The following is an 18,414-nucleotide window of genomic DNA, read 5'->3' on the forward strand; positions in this document are numbered from 1 at the left end:
CGCGCCCCCTGTCCACGGCCGCACGGTGCGGGCTCCTGAGCGGAACGGGAGTGACATGACAACGGATCCTGGCCTGCACGACCAGCCGGGCGACTTACCCCCGGAGCTGCGTCCCCTCCGGGACGGCGATCCCCACCGCATCGGCCCCTACCGCGTGGTCGGGCTGCTCGGCGAGGGCGGCATGGGCGTCGTCTACGGGGCGCTGGACGCGCAGGACCGGTGCATCGCGGTCAAGGTGATCCACGACCGGTTCGCCGCTGACCCGCGGTTCCGCGCCCGCTTCGCCGAGGAGGCGGAGCTGATGCGGCGCGTCGGCGGGCTGTGCACCGCGGCGGTGCACGCCTCGGACACCGGGGCGGAGCGGCCGTGGCTGGCCACCGACTTCGTCGCCGGCCGGACGCTGCGCGAGCACGTCGAGGAGAACGGCCCGCTGACCGGCGCCATGCTGCTGGCGTTCGCCGCCGGTACCGCCGAGGCGCTGCAGGCCGTGCACGCGGCCGGTGTGGTGCACTGCGACCTCAAACCGGCCAACGTCATCCTCAGCCCGGCCGGGCCCAAGGTGCTCGACTTCGGTATCGCGCACCTGGTCACGGCCGGCCCGACCGGCGAGGTGTTCGGTTCGCCGGGGTGGGTGAGCCCGGAGCGGCTGGCGGGCGGGGAGGGCGCACCGGCCGCCGACATGTTCGCGTGGGGCGGCATGGTGGCGTTCGCCGCGACCGGGCGCGCGCCGTTCGGCACCGGCCCTGGCGCGGAGCTGCTGCGGCGTACCCGCGACGACGAGCCCGACCTCGACGGCGTGCCCGCCGAGCTGCTGCCCGTGGTGGCCCGTGCCCTCGCCAAGGACCCCGTCGAGCGGCCGACCGCGGAGGCCGCGTTCCAGGCGGTCCTGGCGCTGAGCGACGCCGAGGCGACGGCCGAGGCGCACTCCCTCTCCGCCGACGGCTTCCGGCCGGACCCGGTGCGGCGGCTCCAGGACCTGCTCGCCCACCGCTGGACGGGCATCGACGCCAGCTGGCACCAGCCGGCGCGCTGGGTGGCCGCTGCCGCGGCGGCGGGCGCGGTCGCCGCGCAGTCCGGGGCCGGAGTGGTCGGCGGAGCTGCCGCGACTGGCGCCACGACCGCGCTCGGCACCACGACCGCGACCGGCGCGACGGGGGTCGCCTCCGGTGCCGCGACCGCCACCGGAGCGGCGGCCTCCGGCGGACTGGTGAAGGGGATCGCCATCGCGGCCGCCGCCGTGGTCACGGCCGGGGCGGTCGCCACCGGCGGCTACTTCGCGGCCGGCGCGCTGGCCGCCCGCGACGGGAACGGCGGCGCGGCGGCTCCGTCCGCCGCGCCCACCACTCCGCAGGGGGCGGTGGCGCACGCGGTCGACCTGGTGCTCGCGGCCGACGGCTTCGAGATCGTCCATGTGGGCCGGCTCACGGCGGAGAGCGCGACGGCGCAGGCGCCCGCCGGTGTCTCGCCCGACGACTACGTCTGGATGACCGAGACGACGTGGCGCCACAGCTACGACGCGACCGCACCGGAGCCGGCCTTCGAGTCCCTCGTCACCGGCAACGAGTTCGGCGACCGCTACGTCCGCGTGGGCGACGACCTGATGTACCGCGACGAGTTCCTCCAGAGCGAGTGGCTGACCAACCCGGAGCAGGTCGGCGGGGTGCCGGTCGACCCCGACGACTACACCCCCGAGGCGGCGCTCACCCAGCTGCGGGCGATCTCGGAGTCCGACGACGTGGCGGTGCGCGGTTCCGAGGCGCGCGACGGCGTGCCCACCACCCGCTTCACCGGGACCTTCGCCCTGACCGAGATCGTGGACCCGGCCACCGGCGAGGAGGGCGTGACCGACGCCCCGTTCGAGCTGTGGCTCACCGAGGACGGCCTCCCGCTGCGGTTGGAGTACACGGGCACCGACACGGAGCACGAGGTGGACTACCTCGGCTTCGAACCGGCCTCGATCGACGCGCCCGCCCCCGGCGCCCTCCCGGCTGGCAGCTGCGGGACCGCGACCACCCAGAACGGCATGGTGGTGGAGATCGACTCCCAGGCCAGCGAGCTGGAGTGCGAGGAGGCGGTCGGCATCGCGACCGCCTACTTCAACGGCGACGCGGTGATGCCGCCGGGCGGCGGCGGCAGCGGCGGCTTCGCCACGGTGAACGGCGAGTGGACCTGCGGCTGGGCGACCGTGGGCGCGATCGAGACGACACCGGCGGGCGAGCGGATCGGCGGCTGCACCTTCGACGCCGACCCGTCCCGGGGCGACATCGTGTTCCTGAAGACCGGGTGACGCGCGTCCGGCGGGCGGGCCGCCCGCCGGACGAAGGCGGCGAGGGCGCCTGGGCCGTCGGGGTGGCCCAGGCGTCAGATCGGCACACCGGCGCCGCCCGGCGCACCGGCCGACCCGCGCCGCGCGGCGGGTCCGCGTCCGGCTCCTCGGGGCCAGGCGGCCGTCAGTGCCCCGCCTGGTCGCCGACCGCGGCCGGGCGGCGGCAACGGCGTGCGGCCGCCGACGGCGGCCGCACGCGGATCACTCCCACTCGATGGTGCCCGGCGGCTTGCTCGTGACGTCCAGGACCACCCGGTTGATCTCCCGCACCTCGTTGGTGATGCGGTTGGAGATGGTGGCGAGCACGTCGTAGGGCACCCGCGACCAGTCGGCGGTCATGGCGTCCTCGCTCGTCACCGGACGCAGCACCACCGGATGGCCGTAGGTGCGCCCGTCACCCTGGACGCCCACCGAGCGGACGTCGGCGAGCAGCACCACCGGGCACTGCCAGATGTCGCGGTCCAGGCCGGCGCGGGACAGCTCCTCGCGGGCGATGGCGTCGGCCTCGCGCAGCACGTCCAGGCGCTCGCGGGTGACCTCGCCGATGATCCGGATGCCGAGCCCGGGGCCCGGGAACGGCTGCCGCCAGACGATCTCCGGGGGCAGGCCCAGCTCCTCGCCGACCCGGCGCACCTCGTCTTTGAACAGCTCGCGCAGCGGCTCCACCAGGCTGAACTGGAGGTCATCCGGCAGCCCGCCGACGTTGTGGTGCGACTTGATGTTGGCGGTCCCGGTGCCGCCGCCGGACTCCACGACGTCGGGGTAGAGCGTGCCCTGCACGAGGAACTCCACCTGCTCGCCGGCCGCGCCCGCCTCCTCGACGACCTCGCGGGCGGCCTGCTCGAAGACGCGGATGAACTCCCGGCCGATGATCTTGCGCTTCTCCTCCGGGTCGCTCACGCCTGCGAGCGCGGTGAGGAAGCGCTCCTGGGCGTCCACGACCTTGAGGGAGGCGCCGGTCACGGCCACGAAGTCCTTCTCGACCTGCTCGGCCTCGCCCTTGCGGAGCAGGCCGTGGTCGACGAACACGCAGGTGAGCTGGTCGCCGATCGCGCGCTGGACGAGGGCGCCGGCGACGGCGGAGTCCACCCCGCCGCTCAGGGCGCAGATGACCCGCTTGGTCCCCACCTCGGCACGGACCCGCTCGACCTGCTCCTCGACGATGTTGACCATGGTCCAGGTGGGCCGGCAGCCCGCACCCTCGTAGAGGAACTTGCGCAGGACGGCCTGCCCGTGCTCGCTGTGCAGCACCTCCGGGTGGAACTGGACCCCGAACAGGCCGCGTTCGGCGCACTCCATGGCGGCCACGGGCGCGCCCGCGGTGCTGCCGGTGACCCGGAACCCGGCGGGTGCCTCGGCGACGGAGTCACCGTGCGACATCCACACGCGCTGCTCGTCGGGCAGACCCGCGAACAGCATCCCCTCGGGGTCGGCGCGGAAGGCGGTGCGGCCGAACTCCGACAGCCCGGTCCGGGCGACCGTGCCGCCGAGCGCCTGGGCCATGGCCTGGAAGCCGTAGCAGATGCCGAAGGTGGGAACACCCGTCTCGAACAGGCCCGTGGGGGTCTGCGGCGCCTCGGGGGCGTAGACGGACGAGGGGCCGCCGGACAGGATGATCGCCTTGGGGTTCTTGGCGAGCATCTCCTCGACGGGCATCGTCGAGGGGACGATCTCGCTGTACACGTGGCATTCCCGCACCCGCCGCGCGATCAGCTGCGCGTACTGCGCGCCGAAGTCCACGACGAGGACGGTGTCGAACGTGCTGTCGGCAGCACCGGCAACGGACACGTAACGGCCTTCCCGCAGGTAGATATGGACCGCTTCCAGTCTAGGACCCGCGGGCGGCCGCCGCGGCAACGCCCGGCTCGGCCGCCGGGCGGCCCGCGCACCGGGCGGAACGGGGGCCGCACTGTCGCGGGCGGCGGGGCACGTGCCCCGCCGCCCGCGTTGCCCGGCCTCAGCGCAGGCGCAGCCGCTTCATCAGCCGGGAACCGGCCGTCATGAGCCGGGCGACGGTCTCGCCGTCCATCCCGGGCGGGCCGCTGATGGGGACGAGGTGCTGGCTGGCGATGGCCTGCGGCTCCGTGAAGCGGAGCAGCCCCTCGTCGCCGTGCCGGCGGCCGAGCCCGGACCGCTTCATGCCGCCGTTGGGCGCGCCGTAGCTGGCGAACGCGGCACCGTATCCGTCGTTGACCCCCACGCTGCCCGCCCGGATCCGCTCGGCGATCCGGCGGCCGCGGGCGACGTCGCGGGTCCACACGCTCGCGTTCAGCCCGTAGTCGGTGTCGTTGGCGCGTCGGACGGCCTCGTTCTCGTCGCCGAAGCGGTACAGCGAGACGACCGGGCCGAACGTCTCCTCCGTGCAGGCTGCCATGTCCTCGGTGACGCCCGCGAGCACGGTCGGTTCGTAGAAGAGGGGGCCGATGTCCGGGCGCGGCCGGCCGCCGGCGAGCACCACGGCGCCCTTGCTCCGCGCCTCGTCGACGTGCTCACGGACGCGGTCGAGCTGGCGCTGGAGGGTGAGCGATCCCATGTCGGCGCCGAAGTCGAAGCCGGCGCCGAGCCGCAGGCCGCGCACCGCTCGGACGAGCCGTTCGGCGAACTCGTCGTGGACGGCCTCGTGCACGTAGACGCGCTCCATGGAGACGCAGAGCTGGCCGGCGTTGCTGAAGCAGGCGTGCACCGCGCCCGCGACGGCGCGGTCGAGGTCGGCGTCCTCGCACACGATCATCGGGTTCTTGCCGCCGAGTTCGGCCGAGCAGGCGACCAGCCGCGCGGCCGCACGCTGGGCGACACGGGCGCCGGCGGCGGAGGAACCGGTGAACGCCACGTGGTCGGCCTCGTCCACGAGCGCGTCGCCGATCTCGGCGGGCTCGCCCAGGACCGGCAGCCACAACCCCTCGGGGAGTCCGGCCTCGACGAGCAGGTCGATGGCCCACAGCGCGCTCAGCGCGGTCTGGGTGTCGGGTTTGGCGACCACGGCGTTGCCCGCGAGCAGCGCCGGAACGGCGTCGGCTACCGGGAGGTTCAGCGGGTAGTTCCACGGTGTGATGACGCTGACCACGCCCTTGGCCTGCCGGTGCACGTAGGTGCGGGTGGCCCCGGGGATCGCGCCCGCGGTACGCCGCCGGCGCAGCAGCCGCGGCGCGTGCCGGGCCACGTGCAGCGTGCCGGCGGCCGCGTCGTAGACCTCCTCGAAGGCGTGCCGGCGGGCCTTGCCGGTCTCCCACTGCAGGATGTCGAGGATCTCGCTCTGGCGGTCGAGGACCAGGTCGTGGAAGCGCAGGAAGGGCTCGACGCGGTCGCGGGCCGGCATGGCGGCCCAGGAGCGCTGCGCCACGCGGGCGCGGGCGAACGCGGCGGCCACGTCCTCGGCGGAGCAGATGGGCAGCTCGGCGAGCGGCTTGCCGGTGAAGGGCGCGGCGGTCGTGGCGGTGATACCGGAGGCGGTGACGACGTGCCGGGTCAACCGCGCGACCAGCGCGGGGTCGAGCGTCGCGGAACCGGCGGATCTACTCGTCGCGTGGCCCATGTCGAAAGCTTAGTTCTCGGCCCTGCCGCTGACTACCCAACGGTAACCGTTGCGAGACACCACCTTTCGGTGGTTTTCCACCAGCACCCCCGGGACCTGCGGGGGAGGCTCGGGAGGCGGGGCGGGAAGGGCCGACGGCGGCCGGATCGGGCCGGGCCACGGGCCCCGGATCGGGCCGGAGCACTGGACAGCGGCGCCGTCGAGGCGTTGAATTTCACTAGGCGTTGAATTAATCGGACGGCACGACGGGAGCTCGTCATGGCAACGCGCATCGAGTCCACGACCTGCGCCATCTCCGGAGGGGGGCCCGCCGGCATCTTCCTGGGCCTGCTCCTGGCCCGGGCCGGCATCCAGACCGTGGTGCTGGAGAAGCACGCCGACTTCCTGCGCGACTTCCGCGGGGACACCGTGCACGCCTCCACCCTGCAGGTGCTGGACGAACTCGGCCTCATGGAGGACTTCCTGCGGATCCCGCACCGCAAGGTCGACCGGCTGGGCTTCGCCACCACCGACGGCCGCTCCGCGGCGTTCACCACCGACGGCATCCACCCGCGCTACCCCTACATCGCGATGGTCCCGCAGTGGGACCTGCTCAACCTGCTCGCCGAACGCGCCCGCCGCTACCCCAACTTCCGACTCCTCATGGAGTCCGAGGTCACCGGCCTGATCCGGGGAACAGCCCCCGTGGCGGGAACGGACAACACAGCCCCCGTGGCGGGAACGGAGAACGCCGGCGCCGTGTACGGCCTGCGCTACCGCGACGCCGACGGCGAGCACGAACTGCGGGCCGACCTCACCGTCGCCGCTGACGGCCGCCATTCCGCCCTGCGGGCGGCGGCCGGACTGACGCCGATCGAGTTCGGCGCGCCCATGGACGCGCTGTGGCTGCGCGTCTCCCGGGAGTCGGGCGGGCCGGAAGGCATCCAGGGCCGGATCGGCGAGGGCAAGATGGCCGTGGCCATCGACCGCGGCGACAACTGGCAGGTCGCCTACCTGCTGCCCAAGGGCGGGTACCAGCGGATGCGGGACGCCGGGATCGAGACGGTGCGCGCCGACCTCCGCGAGCTGCTGCCCTACCTGGGCGGCCGCATCGACGAGTTCGACTCCTGGGACCGCAGCGCGATGCTCCGGGTCGCCGTGAACCGGCTGACGCGCTGGTACCGCCCGGGCCTGCTGTTCATCGGCGACGCCGCGCACGCCATGAGCCCGGTGGGCGGGGTGGGCATCAACCTGGCCGTGCAGGACGCCGTCGCGGCGGCCAACCTCCTGGCCGACGACCTGCGACGGGTCCAGCGGTCCGGGCGGCACCGGCCGCTCCCGGAGGCGCTGCTCGCCCGGGTGCAGCGCCGGCGCTGGGCGCCGACGGTGGCCACCCAGACGCTGCAGCGCCTGCTGCAGAGCCAGATCATCGGCCGCACTCTCGACGCGCGGACGCCGCCGCTCAACGTGCTGCGCGCCGTGGCCGCCACCCCGGTCCTGCGCAAGGCGGTGCCCCGGATGCTGGTGGTGGGCCTGCTCCCCGAGCACGTGCGCACCCCGGTGGCCGAGCCCGTGCCGCCGGCGCGTCCGGAGCCGTCCGCCACGTGACGGAGCGCGGCCGGTCGGCCGGTTCCGGTGCCGCCGGGCGGCGGCGCGGGGACCGGCCGGCCGGTGCGGCCCTCAGTCGGCGAACCCGCGCGGGTTCGCCGACTGCCACCGCCAGGCGTCCGCGCACGCCTCGTCGATCGTCCGCTCGGCACGCCAGCCGAGCTCCCGGTTCGCCAGCGCGGGATCCGCGTAGCAGACGGCGACATCACCGGGCCGGCGCTCCACGACCCGGTAGGGGATCGGGCGGCCGGAGGCGCGTTCGAAGGCGGCGACCGCCTCCAGGACGGAGGTCCCACTGCCGCTGCCCAGGTTGTAGGCGCGGCAGCCCGGCGCGTCGTCGAGGTGCTCGATGGCGGCGAGGTGGCCGCGCGCGAGGTCGACGACGTGCAGGTAGTCGCGCACGCCGGTGCCGTCGGGTGTGTCGTAGTCGTCACCGAAGACCAGGAGTTCGTCGCGGCGGCCCGCGGCGACCTGGGCGAGGTAGGGGAAGAGGTTGTTCGGCACGCCGTCGGGGTCCTCGCCGATCAGCCCGCTCTCGTGGGCGCCGATCGGGTTGAAGTACCGCAGCATCACCACCCGCCAGTCCGGAGACGCGGCGGCGAGGTCGGCCAGGATCCGTTCGGCGAAGAGCTTCGTGGCGCCGTAGGGGTTGGTCACGCGCAGCGGCGCGGACTCGGGCACCGGGACCGCGGCGGGGTCGCCGTAGACCGTCGCGGAGGAGCTGAACACCAGCCGGCGTACGCCGTGGTCGTCCATCACCTCGCACAGCGTCAGCAGCGCGTCGAGGTTGGCGCGGTAGTAGCGCAGCGGTTCCCGCACCGACTCGCCGACGGCCTTCAGGCCCGCGCAGTGCACGACGGCGTCGATGTGGTGCTCGGCGAAGACCTTCGCCACCACGGCCGGGTCGGCGCAGTCGCCGACATGGACGGGGACGCCGCGGCCGGTGATGCGCTCGACCCGGCGGACCGCCTCGGCAGCGCCGTTGTACAGGGCGTCGAGCACGATGACGTCGTGGCCGCGCTGGAGCAACTCCACCGCGACGTGGCTGCCGATGTAGCCGGCGCCCCCGGTGAGCAGTACGTTCATTGACCAACCTCGTGTCTCGGCTCGGCCGCACGGGCGGTGCCGCCGCCCCAAGGATAGGCAGGGTGCGGCGGACGGCGGCCGAGCCGGTCGCCGGACGGACGGCGCGCCCCGCCGCCCCTCTTTCGCCCGGTCCGCCGGTGGACCCGCGGCACAGAAATGTTCCCGCGGCACACAAATGTGCCTTCTTGTGCGGTGTGCGCCGCCGGGATAGACCTACTCGGGCAGGCGGACGCCTCGCGGTAGGTACGGAGTTCGGAGGCCCCATGGACACAGCAGCAGCGGACCGCGACCGGGTTCCCGGCTCCGGGCCGGGACCGCGTCCCCTCGGCGAACGGGAACTGGAGGGGATGCTGGCCGCACACCATGTGGGCGCCCTCGCCGCGATCCGCCGGAACGGGCGTCCGCACCTCTCCACCGTGGTCTACGACTGGGACGCCGCGGAGCGGACGATCCGGGTCTCCACCACTGCGGACCGCCTCAAGGTGCGGCAGCTGCGCGCCGACCCGCGCGGCGCGCTGTACGTCTCCAGTGCGGACTTCCGGTCGTTCGTCGTGGCGGAGGGGGACGCCGAGCTCTCGTCGGTGACCGGCACCCCCGGTGACGAGGTCGGGCGCGAGCTGCTCGGCATGCTGCGGCCCGCCCTCACGGGTCCGGCCGAGCAGGCCGCGTTCCTGGAGCACGCGGTGGCGGAGCGCCGGCTGGTCATCCGGCTCCGGGTGTCCCGGCTGTACGGCGCCGCGCTGGACATCCCCGAGGAGGTGGTGCGGGCGCTCTCGAACGGGTAGCCCGGGGCATCGTCCCCGGCCGCCACGGCGGCGGACCTGCCGGCGTGGGCTCCTCGCCACCACCTCGCTGACCGACCCGCGCCGGCCCCGGGCGTCCGCGGTCGCCGCGACGCGGTCCGGCCGACACTCCGCCTGGCGCGCACCGTGCTCCCGGCCCCTGCCACCCGTGACCGCGGCCCTGCGGGAGGGCCAGGGGTTCGCCGGCAGGGGTCGCCGGCATGATCCGGGGCGGTGCCGGGCCGGGGTACCCCACCCCAGCGCCTTCGCGAAGGGACGCGTCGGGTGCCGCGGCACCGGGGCCGGGGAAGTCACGAGCGCGGAGAGAGGGTCCGGACCTCTGGGGAAGGCACCGCGCGAACAGCCCCGGCGCTGCCCTCGTCTGGGCCGCGCCGCCGCAGAGCGGTGCGGCCGCAGACGTGGACCAGGAGGCGCGCCGCAGGCCTGGACCCGTGCGCTCTTGGACGGCTCGGCCACCTGGTCCTCGGGGCAGTGGCCGTCGCGGTTACCCCGGCGGCGTGGCCCGGGCCAGGCCAGGGCACCCCGCACGGGCCGGGCGCCGCCACCCGTGCGGCGGATGCCGCGGCGGGAATCCGGCCACACGGGTGTCCCCCCGCGCCGATCGCGGTGCGGGCGCCCCGGCCGGTGACCAGGCCGCCGTTCCCCGGGGCCGGGGACCGCGCGCGTCCCGCACATCCGGCCGGTGACCGCTGGTCACCGCCGGCGGCCGATCTCGGCTGTCGCCGGCCCGGGTCCGGGCGGTGCGACGAGTTCCGGGACTCCCGGCGGGGGCCGAGCGCCCCCGCGAACCGTGCGGGTGGACGCGGCGCGGGTGCGGCCGGGCGGCCCGCCCCCCCCGGGGAGCCCACCAGCGCCCACCGGGCAGCGGGAGGCCCCGGCCCGGTGCCCGCGCCGCCAGTCGGTATCCGGGCCGGCGCGGGCACCGCGGGCGTCACAGCCGCGGGTCCACCGGTTCCGACTCCAGGGCGAGGACGCCGAACACCGGCTGGTGCACCCGCCACAGCGGCTCGCCGCGCGCGTGCCGGGCCAGGGACTCCAGACCGAGCTTGTGCTCGCGCAGGGCGAGGCCGCTCTTGCGCCCGAGGCTGCGGTCCCGCAGCCGCTCGATGCGGTCCGGCTCCAGGTAGTCGGGACCGTAGATGATCCGCAGGTACTCCGGCCCGCGCACCTTCAACCCCGGCTGGGCCAGCCCGCGCCGCCCACGGGCCAGCGCGCCGGCCAGCGGCTTGACGACCATGCCCTCGCCGCCGCCGGTCACCAGCTCCCGCCACCAGGCGCCGGCCGCGTCCACCGCCGCCGGGTCGGTGACGTCCACGACGAGGTAGCGGGTGGTGAGCACCCGCGGGGTGTGGTCGGCGAGCCGTTCGGCGATCCCCATGTGCCACAGGTGGTCGCGGTCGGCGAAGGACCGGCCCTCGCCCGCCAGCACCGCGAACGGCGCGTAGCGCAGGCCGGCCGCTCCCTCCACCGGCCAGGTGTAGCGGCGGTAGACCGCGCTGAACGCCTCGATCCCGGCGGCACGCCGCGCGACCTTGCCGGACAGCTCCGCGACGTCGAGCCCGCGGGCCGCCACGGCGTCGAGGACGCCCGCGACGGCGGGCAGCGCGGCACGGCCGGCGGCGCCGACGGCCGCGTACTGCTCGCGGATGAGTCCGGCGGCCTTCGCCGACCACGGCAGCAGTTCGCCGTCGAGGGCGATCCAGTCAGTGTCGAGCTCGGTCCACAGCCCGGCCGCCTCGATACCGTCGCGCAGTTCGGCGAGTACCGCCGACTCCACCACCGGGTCGGTGAAGAACGGCCGGCCGGTGCGGGTGTGGATGGTGCCGAGTGTCCCCGGCACGAACCGGCGCTCGGCGGCGGCGGTGTCCCGGCACACCACCGCCACGGCGCGCGAGCCCATGTGCTTCTCCTGGCAGATGACGCGTTCGACGCCGTCGCCGAGGTAGTGCGCGAACGCCTCGGCGGGGCGCTCCAGCACGGCGGGGTCGGCCGACGTCGGCGCGGGCGCCATGGTCGGCGGCAGGTAGAGCAGCCACCGGGGGTCGACGGCGAACCGGCTCATGACCTCCAGCGCGGCCAGCGTGTTGGGCGCCCGCACGCTCACCGGGCCGTGCGCGGTCTCGACGCGCACGTCCTGCTCGGGGTCCTCGCCCAGCACGTCACGGACGTCGAGGACTCCCGAATCGCGCTCCGGCGGTGCGGCCGGCGCGGCTTCCGCCGCGGACGGGAACGGCCGGGCGGGCCGGTACCAGACGCGGTGCGCCTTCACCTGCGCGAGTTCGCGCTCGGGGTAGCGCAGCGCGGTGAGCCGGCCGCCGAACACGCAGCCGGTGTCGATGCAGATGGTGTTGTTGACCCACTCCGGCTCCGGGGTCGGGACGTGCCCGTACACCACGGTGGCCGCGCCCCGGTAGTCGCGCGCCCAGGGGTGGCGGACCGGCAGTCCGTACTCGTCGGTCTCGCCGGTGGTCTCGCCGTACAGGGCGAAGGAGCGCACCCGCCCGGAGGAGCGGCCGTGGTACTCCTCCTTCAGCCCGGCGTGCGCGACCACGAGGCGGCCGCCGTCGAGGACGTAGTGGCTGACCAGCCCGTCGCAGAACTCCAGGACCACGGCCCGGAACTCCTCGGGCTCCGCGTCCAGCTGGGCCAGGGACTCCGCGAGGCCGTGCGCGACGGTGACCTTGCGGCCGCGGAGCGCGCGCACCAGCTTGTTCTCGTGGTTACCCGGCACGCACAGCGCCGTGCCGGCCGCCACCATGCCCATGACCAGCCGCAGCACGCCCGGGGTGTCGGGGCCGCGGTCCACCAGGTCGCCGACGAACACGGCCGTGCGGCCCTGCGGGTGCCGGGCGCCCACCGCGCGGCCGTGCGCGTCGCGGTCGACCAGGTAGCCGAGCCCGGCGAGCAGTTCCTCCAGCTCCGCCCGGCAGCCGTGCACGTCGCCGACGATGTCGAACGGACCGGTGAGGTGGCGGCGGTCGTTCCAGGCCTTCTCCAGCTCGACGGAGACGGCGTCGATCTCCTCCGGGCCGCGCAGGACGTGGACCCGGCGGAAGCCCTCCTTGTCGAGCCGGCCGAGACCGCGGCGGAGGTCGCGGCGCTGCCGCGAGATGACGTGGTCGCCGAAGTCGCGGTCGCTCCGCGCCCGGTTGCGGTCGCGCGCGACGCGCTCCGGCACGTCGAGGACGACCGCGGTGGAGAGCACGTCGTGCCGCTTGGCGATGCGCAGCAGCGGGGCGCGGGTCTGCTGCCGCACGTTGGTGGCGTCCACCACGGTGAGCAGGCCGCGCCGCAGCCGGGTGTCGACGATGTGGTGCAGCAGTTCGAAGGCGTCGGCGCTCGCGCTCTGGTCGTTCTCGTCGTCGCTGACCAGCCCGCGGCAGAAGTCCGAACCGACCACCTGGGTCGGCCGGAAGTGCCGGGCCGCGAACGTGGACTTGCCGGAGCCGGAGACCCCGACGAGCACGACCAGCCCGCTCTCCGGGATGGTGAGCACCCGGCCGCCGGCCGCCGGCGCGCCCTCCCCCGGCCCGCGGGCAGGCGTAGAGCCGTCTGGAACGGTCATCTGGTGAACACCCCCATCTGGGTGGGCGGTCCGAGTTCGGGGTCGGCGTCGCCGACCGGCAGGTAGCGGACCTGGTAGCCGTACCGCTCGGCGACTGCTCCGGCCCAGGCGGCGAACTCGGCGCGGGTCCACTCGAACCGGTGGTCGGCGTGCCGGAGCCGCCCGGCGGCCAGGCCGGCGTAGCGGATGTTGTACTCGACGTTGGGCGTGGTGACGACGACGGTGCGGGGCGCGGCGTGCCCGAACACCACCGCCGCCAGCGCGGGGAGGCGCGACGGGTCGACGTGCTCGACGACCTCCATGAGCACGGCGGCGTCGTGGCCGGCGAACCGCCGGTCGCGGTACAGCGCCGAGCCGACGAACAGGCCGAGCCGCTCCGCGCGCTGCGGCGGCATGCCGTCGACCCGCAGCCGGCGCCGTGCCCACTCGACGGCGGCGGCGGAGACGTCGACCCCGGTGACGCGCTCGAAGCGGGGCTCGTCCAGCAGCCGGGCGAGCAGCTTGCCCGACCCGCACCCGAGGTCGATGACCCGCCGCGCCTGCTCGGCCCGCAGCACCGCCAGGACCGCCCCGGCCCGCTGCTCGGCCAGCGAGGCGCTCCCCTCGCGGTCCTCCGGTTCCTCGACCACCGGATCGGCGTCGGACCCGGGGGCGCCGCCGGTCGCGGCGTCGTCCACCTCGGCGAGCCGTTCGATGGCGTCCCGCACCAGCCGCTGCCGCCGCGCCAGGTACCGCCGCGCGATGACCCCGCGCTCCGGATGCCCGGCGAGCCAGCCCTCTCCGGCACGCAGCAGCTTGTCGACCTCCGCACCACTCACCCAGTAGTGCTTGGCGCCGTCCAGCACCGGAAGCAGCACGTAGAGGTGGCTGAGCGCGTCGGCCAGCCGGAACTCCCCGGACAGGGTGAGATCCACGTAGCGGGAGTCGCCCCACCCCGGCAGCCCGGGGTCGAGCGGGACGGCGGTGGCCTCGACCTCCCAGCCGAGCGGTTCGAACATCCGCCGCACCTCGGCGGGCCCGCCCCGGCAGGCCACGGCCGGCAGCCGCAGCGTGAGCGGAATCGCCGCCGCCGCCAGCTCCGGCCGTGCCGCGCACTTCCCCTTGAGCGCGCTGCGGAACACGTCCCCGAGCGCGACGGCGAACAGCGACGAGGCGGCGTAGGGCCGGTCGTTGACGTACTGGGCGAGCGCGAAGTCCGGGCTCCGCCCCGCACCACGGGAGCGCAGCAGGGCCTGCGGTTCCACGTCCAGGACGAGCGCGGCGGTGCAGCGCTCCTCCCCCACCTCGGGGTAGCACACGTGCGCCGTCCCGTAGGACTGCGGGAACGCCTGCACCCGGTCGGGATGCTTGTGCAGCAGGAACCCGAGGTCGGTGGCGGGGCGGTGCGTGGTGGAGATCGTCAGTAGCACAGGGCCAGTGTGCGGCAGGAGCGGGAGGAGATCGAGGGGTTTTCGCGGTGAAGGCGGCTCTCCGGAGCCGGCGCCCCTCCTCCGGCGGCCGCAGGCTCCCGGCGGTGCGTCCCCCCACGAGAGGGACGTTTATGGCGCATGTCACCTATTCCGCATATTACCTTTCTGGGAAAACCATGAGCGCATTCGACCAGCAACGATGAGAAACCACTGAGAATGCCGCTTCGAGCCGATCACGATCCCTGTCCGGCTCCGGCCACCACATCCGTCGCATTTCCGGCGAAGCGCGTGCGTTTCATGCGGTTTATGGCCTAAATTCGTCTTTCGGCCGGCCACTCGGAACGCGTTCGAGGGCGGACCGCGAGGCGACGACCGACGCGGCAGGCCGCCACCAGCGCGGCCCTCCGGAAACCGCGTCCCGACCGAGTTCATCCCCCGCCCGGTCGGGGCGCGGCGCTTCCGGCCGCACGTCCCGCCGATTCGGCGCAGGCCTTCAGGGCCACTTCCGTTCGACACGGTCCTCGTACACTCTGCAAAACGCGGGACCGCCCCGTTGGATGGCACGGCGAATGTCATCACCGGCAGCGATGAACCGATCGACCTTGGCCGCCGCAGTGAGCTTCGCGCTACTCAGGCAGAACGGCACGCGGGTCCCGTCGGCCAGCGCGGCCAACTCACTGGCCCGGTAGCGGATGCGGTCATCCTGGGTCAGCAACGCCCAGCCCCGCGATATCCCGTGGGCGATCCAGTCCGTATCGCTGGTCTCCTGACCGTCGTCGGGGAAGACGTCCGCCACCAGGTGGACCGTCCACCCCTTCCCGCGCAGCTCCTGGGCGATCTTCCGCCCCAGGCAGCGGTCGAGGAAGAACTCAGGCCGCATGGACGGAGGCGAGGGCAGCCCGGCACACCTCTTCGGCCTGGGCGCTGGTGATCTCGAACTCTTCCGCCACCGTTTCCAGTGACTCACCGGCCTGGCACAGGCCGACGATGGCGTCGACGGGGACCTTGGCCGTCTCCAGCACGGGAGTACCCCAGCCGAACCGGGGGTCGATGATCACCGGGGCGACGTCCGAGTACTGCCGGAGCCGCAGGCGTTGCGGAAAGCCATCCGATTCGTCCCAGTGGATGTATCGAAGGTAGTCGTCGATGACATCCCTGATCGGGCGCTGACCATCGCGTGCACGGACGATTTCGTCGTCATCCAGATAGTGGACGAAGATGTCGACACCGTCCGTCGCAATACGCTGGGTCGCGAGTCCATACGGTGTGCCAAATTCCCGGCGCACCGTCGCGGCGGCATCGCGGATGGCCTGTCTGCTCAGCGAGAGGTCACGCAGCGAGCGCAGGACATAGCACTCGACCACCGCGATGAAGGGCACCGTCGGCGCCCCCCGTTTCGCCTGCCGCACCGCATGAACCAGCGGATCGTCCTCGACTCGCTCGTTGAGCCAGCCGTAGAGCGTGGATTCGGGGATCCGCAGGTGCCGGGCGGCTTCCTTCGGCGTAAGCAACGGATCGTGGAACTTGTCCACCACTGGTGACCACCTCCCTCCGGGCGCTTCAGCGTGCCACACCGCCCGCGGGACGTCAGCCTTCCTCGCGGATCGCCATCCTGTCCGCCGCGGTGCCGCCGGCCGGCACTCTCGGGGCCTCCGGGACGATGTCCGGGGCGCCGTGCTGGACGGCGTCGGCCTCGTGGTCGTTCTCCTGCTCCTGGGCGGCGCGTTCGGCCTCGATGCGCTTGCGGTAGTACTCCACCTCGCGCTTCACCTGCTCCTCCGTCCAGCCGAGCGGCTCCGCCATCAGGGCGGCGGCCTCCTCGGCGACGGCGATGCCGCGGTCCCAGGTCTCGATGGAGATGCGGGTGCGGCGCGACAGCACGTCGTCCAGGTGGCGGGCGCTCTCGTAGCGAGCCGCGTAGACGACCTCCGCACGCAGGTAGTCGTCGGCGCCGGTCAGCGGCTCCCGCAGGTCGGGGCGCTCCGCTATCAGGGCCAGGACCTCGTGGATCATCGATCCGTAGCGGCGCAGCAGGTGCTGGACCCGCGACACGTGCAGACCGGACTGGCGGGCCAGGGTGCGGCGCTGGTTCCACAGGGCCGCGTAGCCGTCGGCGCCGACCAGCGGGACCCGGTCGGTGACCGACTCCGGGACACCGCCGCCCAGGCCGTGCGCGACCGCGTCGACCGCGTCCTTGGCCATGACCCGGTACGTCGTGTACTTGCCGCCGGCGATCAGCACCAGGCCCGGCACCGGGTGGGCGACAGTGTGCTCCCGGGACAGCTTCGAGGTGTCGTCGGACTCGCCGTACAGCAGCGGCCGCAGTCCGGCGTACACGCCCTCGACGTCGTCCCGGGTCAGCGGCACCCGGAGCACCTGGTTGACGTGGTCGAGGATGTAGTCGATGTCCGTGCGGCTGGCCGCCGGGTGTGCCTTGTCGAGGTCCCAGTCGGTGTCGGTGGTGCCGATGATCCAGTGCCGGCCCCACGGGATGACGAACAGCACGCTCTTCTCGGTGCGCAGGATCAGGCCGGAGGACGCCTGGATCCGGTCCCGCGGCACCACCAGGTGGATGCCCTTGGACGCGCGTACATGGATCTGGCCGCGCCCGCCCACGAGTTCCTGGATGTCGTCGGTCCACACGCCGGTGGCGTTGACGACCTGCTTGGCGCGTACCGAGAGCTCCTCGCCGGTCTCCAGGTCCACGACCTCGGCGCCGGTGACGTGCTCGCCCTCGCGGAGGAAGCCCACCGCCTGGACCCGCGAGGCGATCCGGGCGCCGTAGGTGGCGGCGGTGCGCAGCACCGTGACCACGTAGCGGGCGTCGTCGACCTGGGCGTCCCAGTACTGCACCGCGCCCACCAGGGCGTCGCGCCGCAGGGCCGGGAACACCCGCATCGCGCCGCTGCGCGTGAGGTGCCGGTGGTGCGGCAGCCCGCGGACCGATCCCATGGAGAGCGAGAGCGTGTCGTAGAGCGTGACGCCCGCGCCCACGTAGCCCCGCTCCCACACGTGGCCGCGCAGGGGGTACAGGAACGGGACCGGGCGCACCAGGTGGGGGGCGATCCGCTGGAGCAGCAGCCCCCGCTCGGTCAGCGCCTCGCGGACGAGCTCGAAGTCGAGCTGCTCCAGGTAGCGCAGACCGCCGTGGATGAGCTTGCTCGACCTGCTGGAGGTGCCGGAGGCGAAGTCACGCGCCTCGACCAGTCCGACCGTCAGGCCCCGGGACACCGCGTCCAGGGCCACGCCGGCGCCGACGATACCGCCCCCGATGACGAGGAGGTCGAGTTCGTTCCCGGCCATGTGCGCGAGCGCTGCGGCGCGCTCCTCGGGACCCAGCCGCGCTGCTGTCATGTCCTGCCCTTCCAAAAACGGGGACCTGTCAGGCGATTACCCACCTTCGCGCCGGGCCACCAGGCTATAACGCCGTTTCCGCCCGGCCCGCGGGGCTGTGCCCGGCGCGGTCAGCCGGCCTCGGCGTAGCGGTTCGCCTCGGCCAGGACGTCGGCGGCGTAGGCGTCGGACCGGTTGTAGGCGAGGACGGCCGCCTGCCAGTCGGCGCCGTCGGTCAGCACGCGGCCGTCCGCGCACAGGTAGCGGGCGGCGGCCAGCGCCGCGTCGTCGATGTCGTGCGGATCGGCACGGCCGTCGCCGTCGGCGTCGGCGCCCCATCTCGCCCAGGTGGCGGGGATGAACTGCAGGGGTCCCACCGCGCGGTCCCACTCGGAGTCGCCGTCGAGCCGTCCGCCGTCGGTGTCGGGGATGGCCGCGGTGCGGTTCGTGCCGTCGAGCGGGATTCCGATGACGTCGACGGTGGTACGGCCGTCCGCACCGATCTCGCCTCCGGTGTAGCTGCCGTGCCGCGACTCGACGTAGCCGATGGCGGCCAGGGTGGGCCATGAGACCTGGCAGTCGGGACGCTCGTCGAGCAGCCGGAGCTGCGCCGCGGCGTAGCCCTGGAGCGCCCGCGGCGGGATGCCGGTGGCCGTCGCCAGGCGGTCCAGCCATTCCGGGCTGATCCCGTCCGCCGCGGGGGGTGATTGGTCGTCGGCGTCGTCGCGATCGGCGAAGGCGGTGTCGCCGGACTCCGCGCCGGGGGACTCGGC

12 protein-coding genes are annotated in these 18,414 nt (G+C 74.1%); 3 read left to right on the forward strand and 9 right to left on the reverse strand.

Annotated elements, in window-relative coordinates; all coding sequences use genetic code 11:
- The first annotated feature begins 55 nt into the window (after nt 1–55).
- A complete protein-coding gene (locus DEF28_RS19535) occupies nt 56–2,287 on the forward strand; it encodes a serine/threonine-protein kinase (RefSeq protein ID WP_114399026.1) in 2,232 nt (743 codons plus the stop codon).
- Between the two features lie 240 nt (nt 2,288–2,527).
- Here the strand turns inward: DEF28_RS19535 and guaA are convergent, their stop codons facing one another.
- Together guaA and DEF28_RS19545 are read right to left on the reverse strand one after the other, a co-directional pair.
- Nucleotides 2,528–4,114 (reverse strand): glutamine-hydrolyzing GMP synthase, encoded by a 1,587-nt coding sequence (gene guaA / locus DEF28_RS19540; RefSeq protein ID WP_114399025.1) that lies wholly within the window; start codon nt 4,112–4,114, stop codon nt 2,528–2,530.
- Nucleotides 4,115–4,283: 169 nt separating this feature from the next.
- Nucleotides 4,284–5,858, reverse strand: a complete 1,575-nt coding sequence (locus DEF28_RS19545; RefSeq protein WP_114399024.1) for a succinic semialdehyde dehydrogenase — start codon at nt 5,856–5,858, stop codon at nt 4,284–4,286.
- 258 nt (nt 5,859–6,116) lie between these two features.
- Between DEF28_RS19545 and DEF28_RS19550 the strand changes: the two genes are divergently transcribed.
- Entirely contained in the window at nt 6,117–7,445 is a 1,329-nt protein-coding gene (locus DEF28_RS19550; protein WP_114399023.1) for an FAD-dependent oxidoreductase, read from the forward strand.
- A gap of 72 nt (nt 7,446–7,517) precedes the next feature.
- Here the strand turns inward: DEF28_RS19550 and galE are convergent, their stop codons facing one another.
- Nucleotides 7,518–8,531 (reverse strand): UDP-glucose 4-epimerase GalE, encoded by a 1,014-nt coding sequence (gene galE, locus DEF28_RS19555; protein ID WP_114399022.1) that lies wholly within the window; start codon nt 8,529–8,531, stop codon nt 7,518–7,520.
- A gap of 263 nt (nt 8,532–8,794) precedes the next feature.
- Here galE and DEF28_RS19560 point away from each other — a divergent pair, with 263 nt between their 5' ends.
- Nucleotides 8,795–9,316 carry a TIGR03618 family F420-dependent PPOX class oxidoreductase gene (locus DEF28_RS19560; RefSeq protein WP_114399021.1) on the forward strand — a complete coding sequence of 174 codons (522 nt, stop codon included), beginning with the start codon at nt 8,795–8,797 and terminating at the stop codon, nt 9,314–9,316.
- 949 nt (nt 9,317–10,265) lie between these two features.
- Here the strand turns inward: DEF28_RS19560 and DEF28_RS19565 are convergent.
- The 6 genes from DEF28_RS19565 to DEF28_RS19590 form a co-directional block, all read right to left on the reverse strand.
- On the reverse strand, nt 10,266–12,899 hold the full coding sequence (locus tag DEF28_RS19565) for a polynucleotide kinase-phosphatase (protein ID WP_114399020.1): 2,634 nt from the start codon (nt 12,897–12,899) through the stop codon (nt 10,266–10,268).
- Complete coding sequence (locus tag DEF28_RS19570) at nt 12,896–14,308, reverse strand: 3' terminal RNA ribose 2'-O-methyltransferase Hen1 (RefSeq protein ID WP_114399019.1); 1,413 nt, start codon at nt 14,306–14,308, stop codon at nt 12,896–12,898. Before DEF28_RS19570 ends, DEF28_RS19565 begins: the two co-directional genes overlap by 4 nt.
- 493 nt (nt 14,309–14,801) lie before the next feature.
- Nucleotides 14,802–15,188 carry a PIN-like domain-containing protein gene (locus DEF28_RS19575; protein ID WP_114399018.1) on the reverse strand — a complete coding sequence of 129 codons (387 nt, stop codon included), beginning with the start codon at nt 15,186–15,188 and terminating at the stop codon, nt 14,802–14,804.
- On the reverse strand, nt 15,178–15,843 hold the full coding sequence (locus DEF28_RS19580) for a DUF433 domain-containing protein (RefSeq protein WP_114399017.1): 666 nt from the start codon (nt 15,841–15,843) through the stop codon (nt 15,178–15,180). Before DEF28_RS19580 ends, DEF28_RS19575 begins: the two co-directional genes overlap by 11 nt.
- A 52-nt stretch (nt 15,844–15,895) precedes the next feature.
- Entirely contained in the window at nt 15,896–17,662 is a 1,767-nt protein-coding gene (locus DEF28_RS19585; protein WP_114399016.1) for a glycerol-3-phosphate dehydrogenase/oxidase, read from the reverse strand.
- A 110-nt stretch (nt 17,663–17,772) separates the two neighbouring features.
- A partial coding sequence (locus tag DEF28_RS19590) for a lytic transglycosylase domain-containing protein (protein ID WP_114446194.1) occupies nt 17,773–18,414 on the reverse strand: 642 nt, incomplete at its 5' end.

Source organism: Marinitenerispora sediminis (assembly GCF_003336425.1).
GTDB lineage: Bacteria > Actinomycetota > Actinomycetes > Streptosporangiales > Streptosporangiaceae > Marinitenerispora > Marinitenerispora sediminis.

Bases quoted from the DNA above. Each gene is read 5' to 3' on its own strand.
- DEF28_RS19575 (WP_114399018.1), bottom strand. From the start codon at position 15,188: ATGCGGCCTGAGTTCTTCCTCGACCGCTGCCTGGGGCGGAAGATCGCC.
- DEF28_RS19535 (WP_114399026.1), top strand. From the start codon at position 56: ATGACAACGGATCCTGGCCTGCACGACCAGCCGGGCGACTTACCCCCG.
- DEF28_RS19565 (WP_114399020.1), bottom strand. From the start codon at position 12,899: ATGACCGTTCCAGACGGCTCTACGCCTGCCCGCGGGCCGGGGGAGGGC.
- DEF28_RS19550 (WP_114399023.1), top strand. From the start codon at position 6,117: ATGGCAACGCGCATCGAGTCCACGACCTGCGCCATCTCCGGAGGGGGG.
- DEF28_RS19545 (WP_114399024.1), bottom strand. From the start codon at position 5,858: ATGGGCCACGCGACGAGTAGATCCGCCGGTTCCGCGACGCTCGACCCC.
- DEF28_RS19560 (WP_114399021.1), top strand. From the start codon at position 8,795: ATGGACACAGCAGCAGCGGACCGCGACCGGGTTCCCGGCTCCGGGCCG.
- galE (WP_114399022.1), bottom strand. From the start codon at position 8,531: ATGAACGTACTGCTCACCGGGGGCGCCGGCTACATCGGCAGCCACGTC.
- DEF28_RS19585 (WP_114399016.1), bottom strand. From the start codon at position 17,662: ATGACAGCAGCGCGGCTGGGTCCCGAGGAGCGCGCCGCAGCGCTCGCG.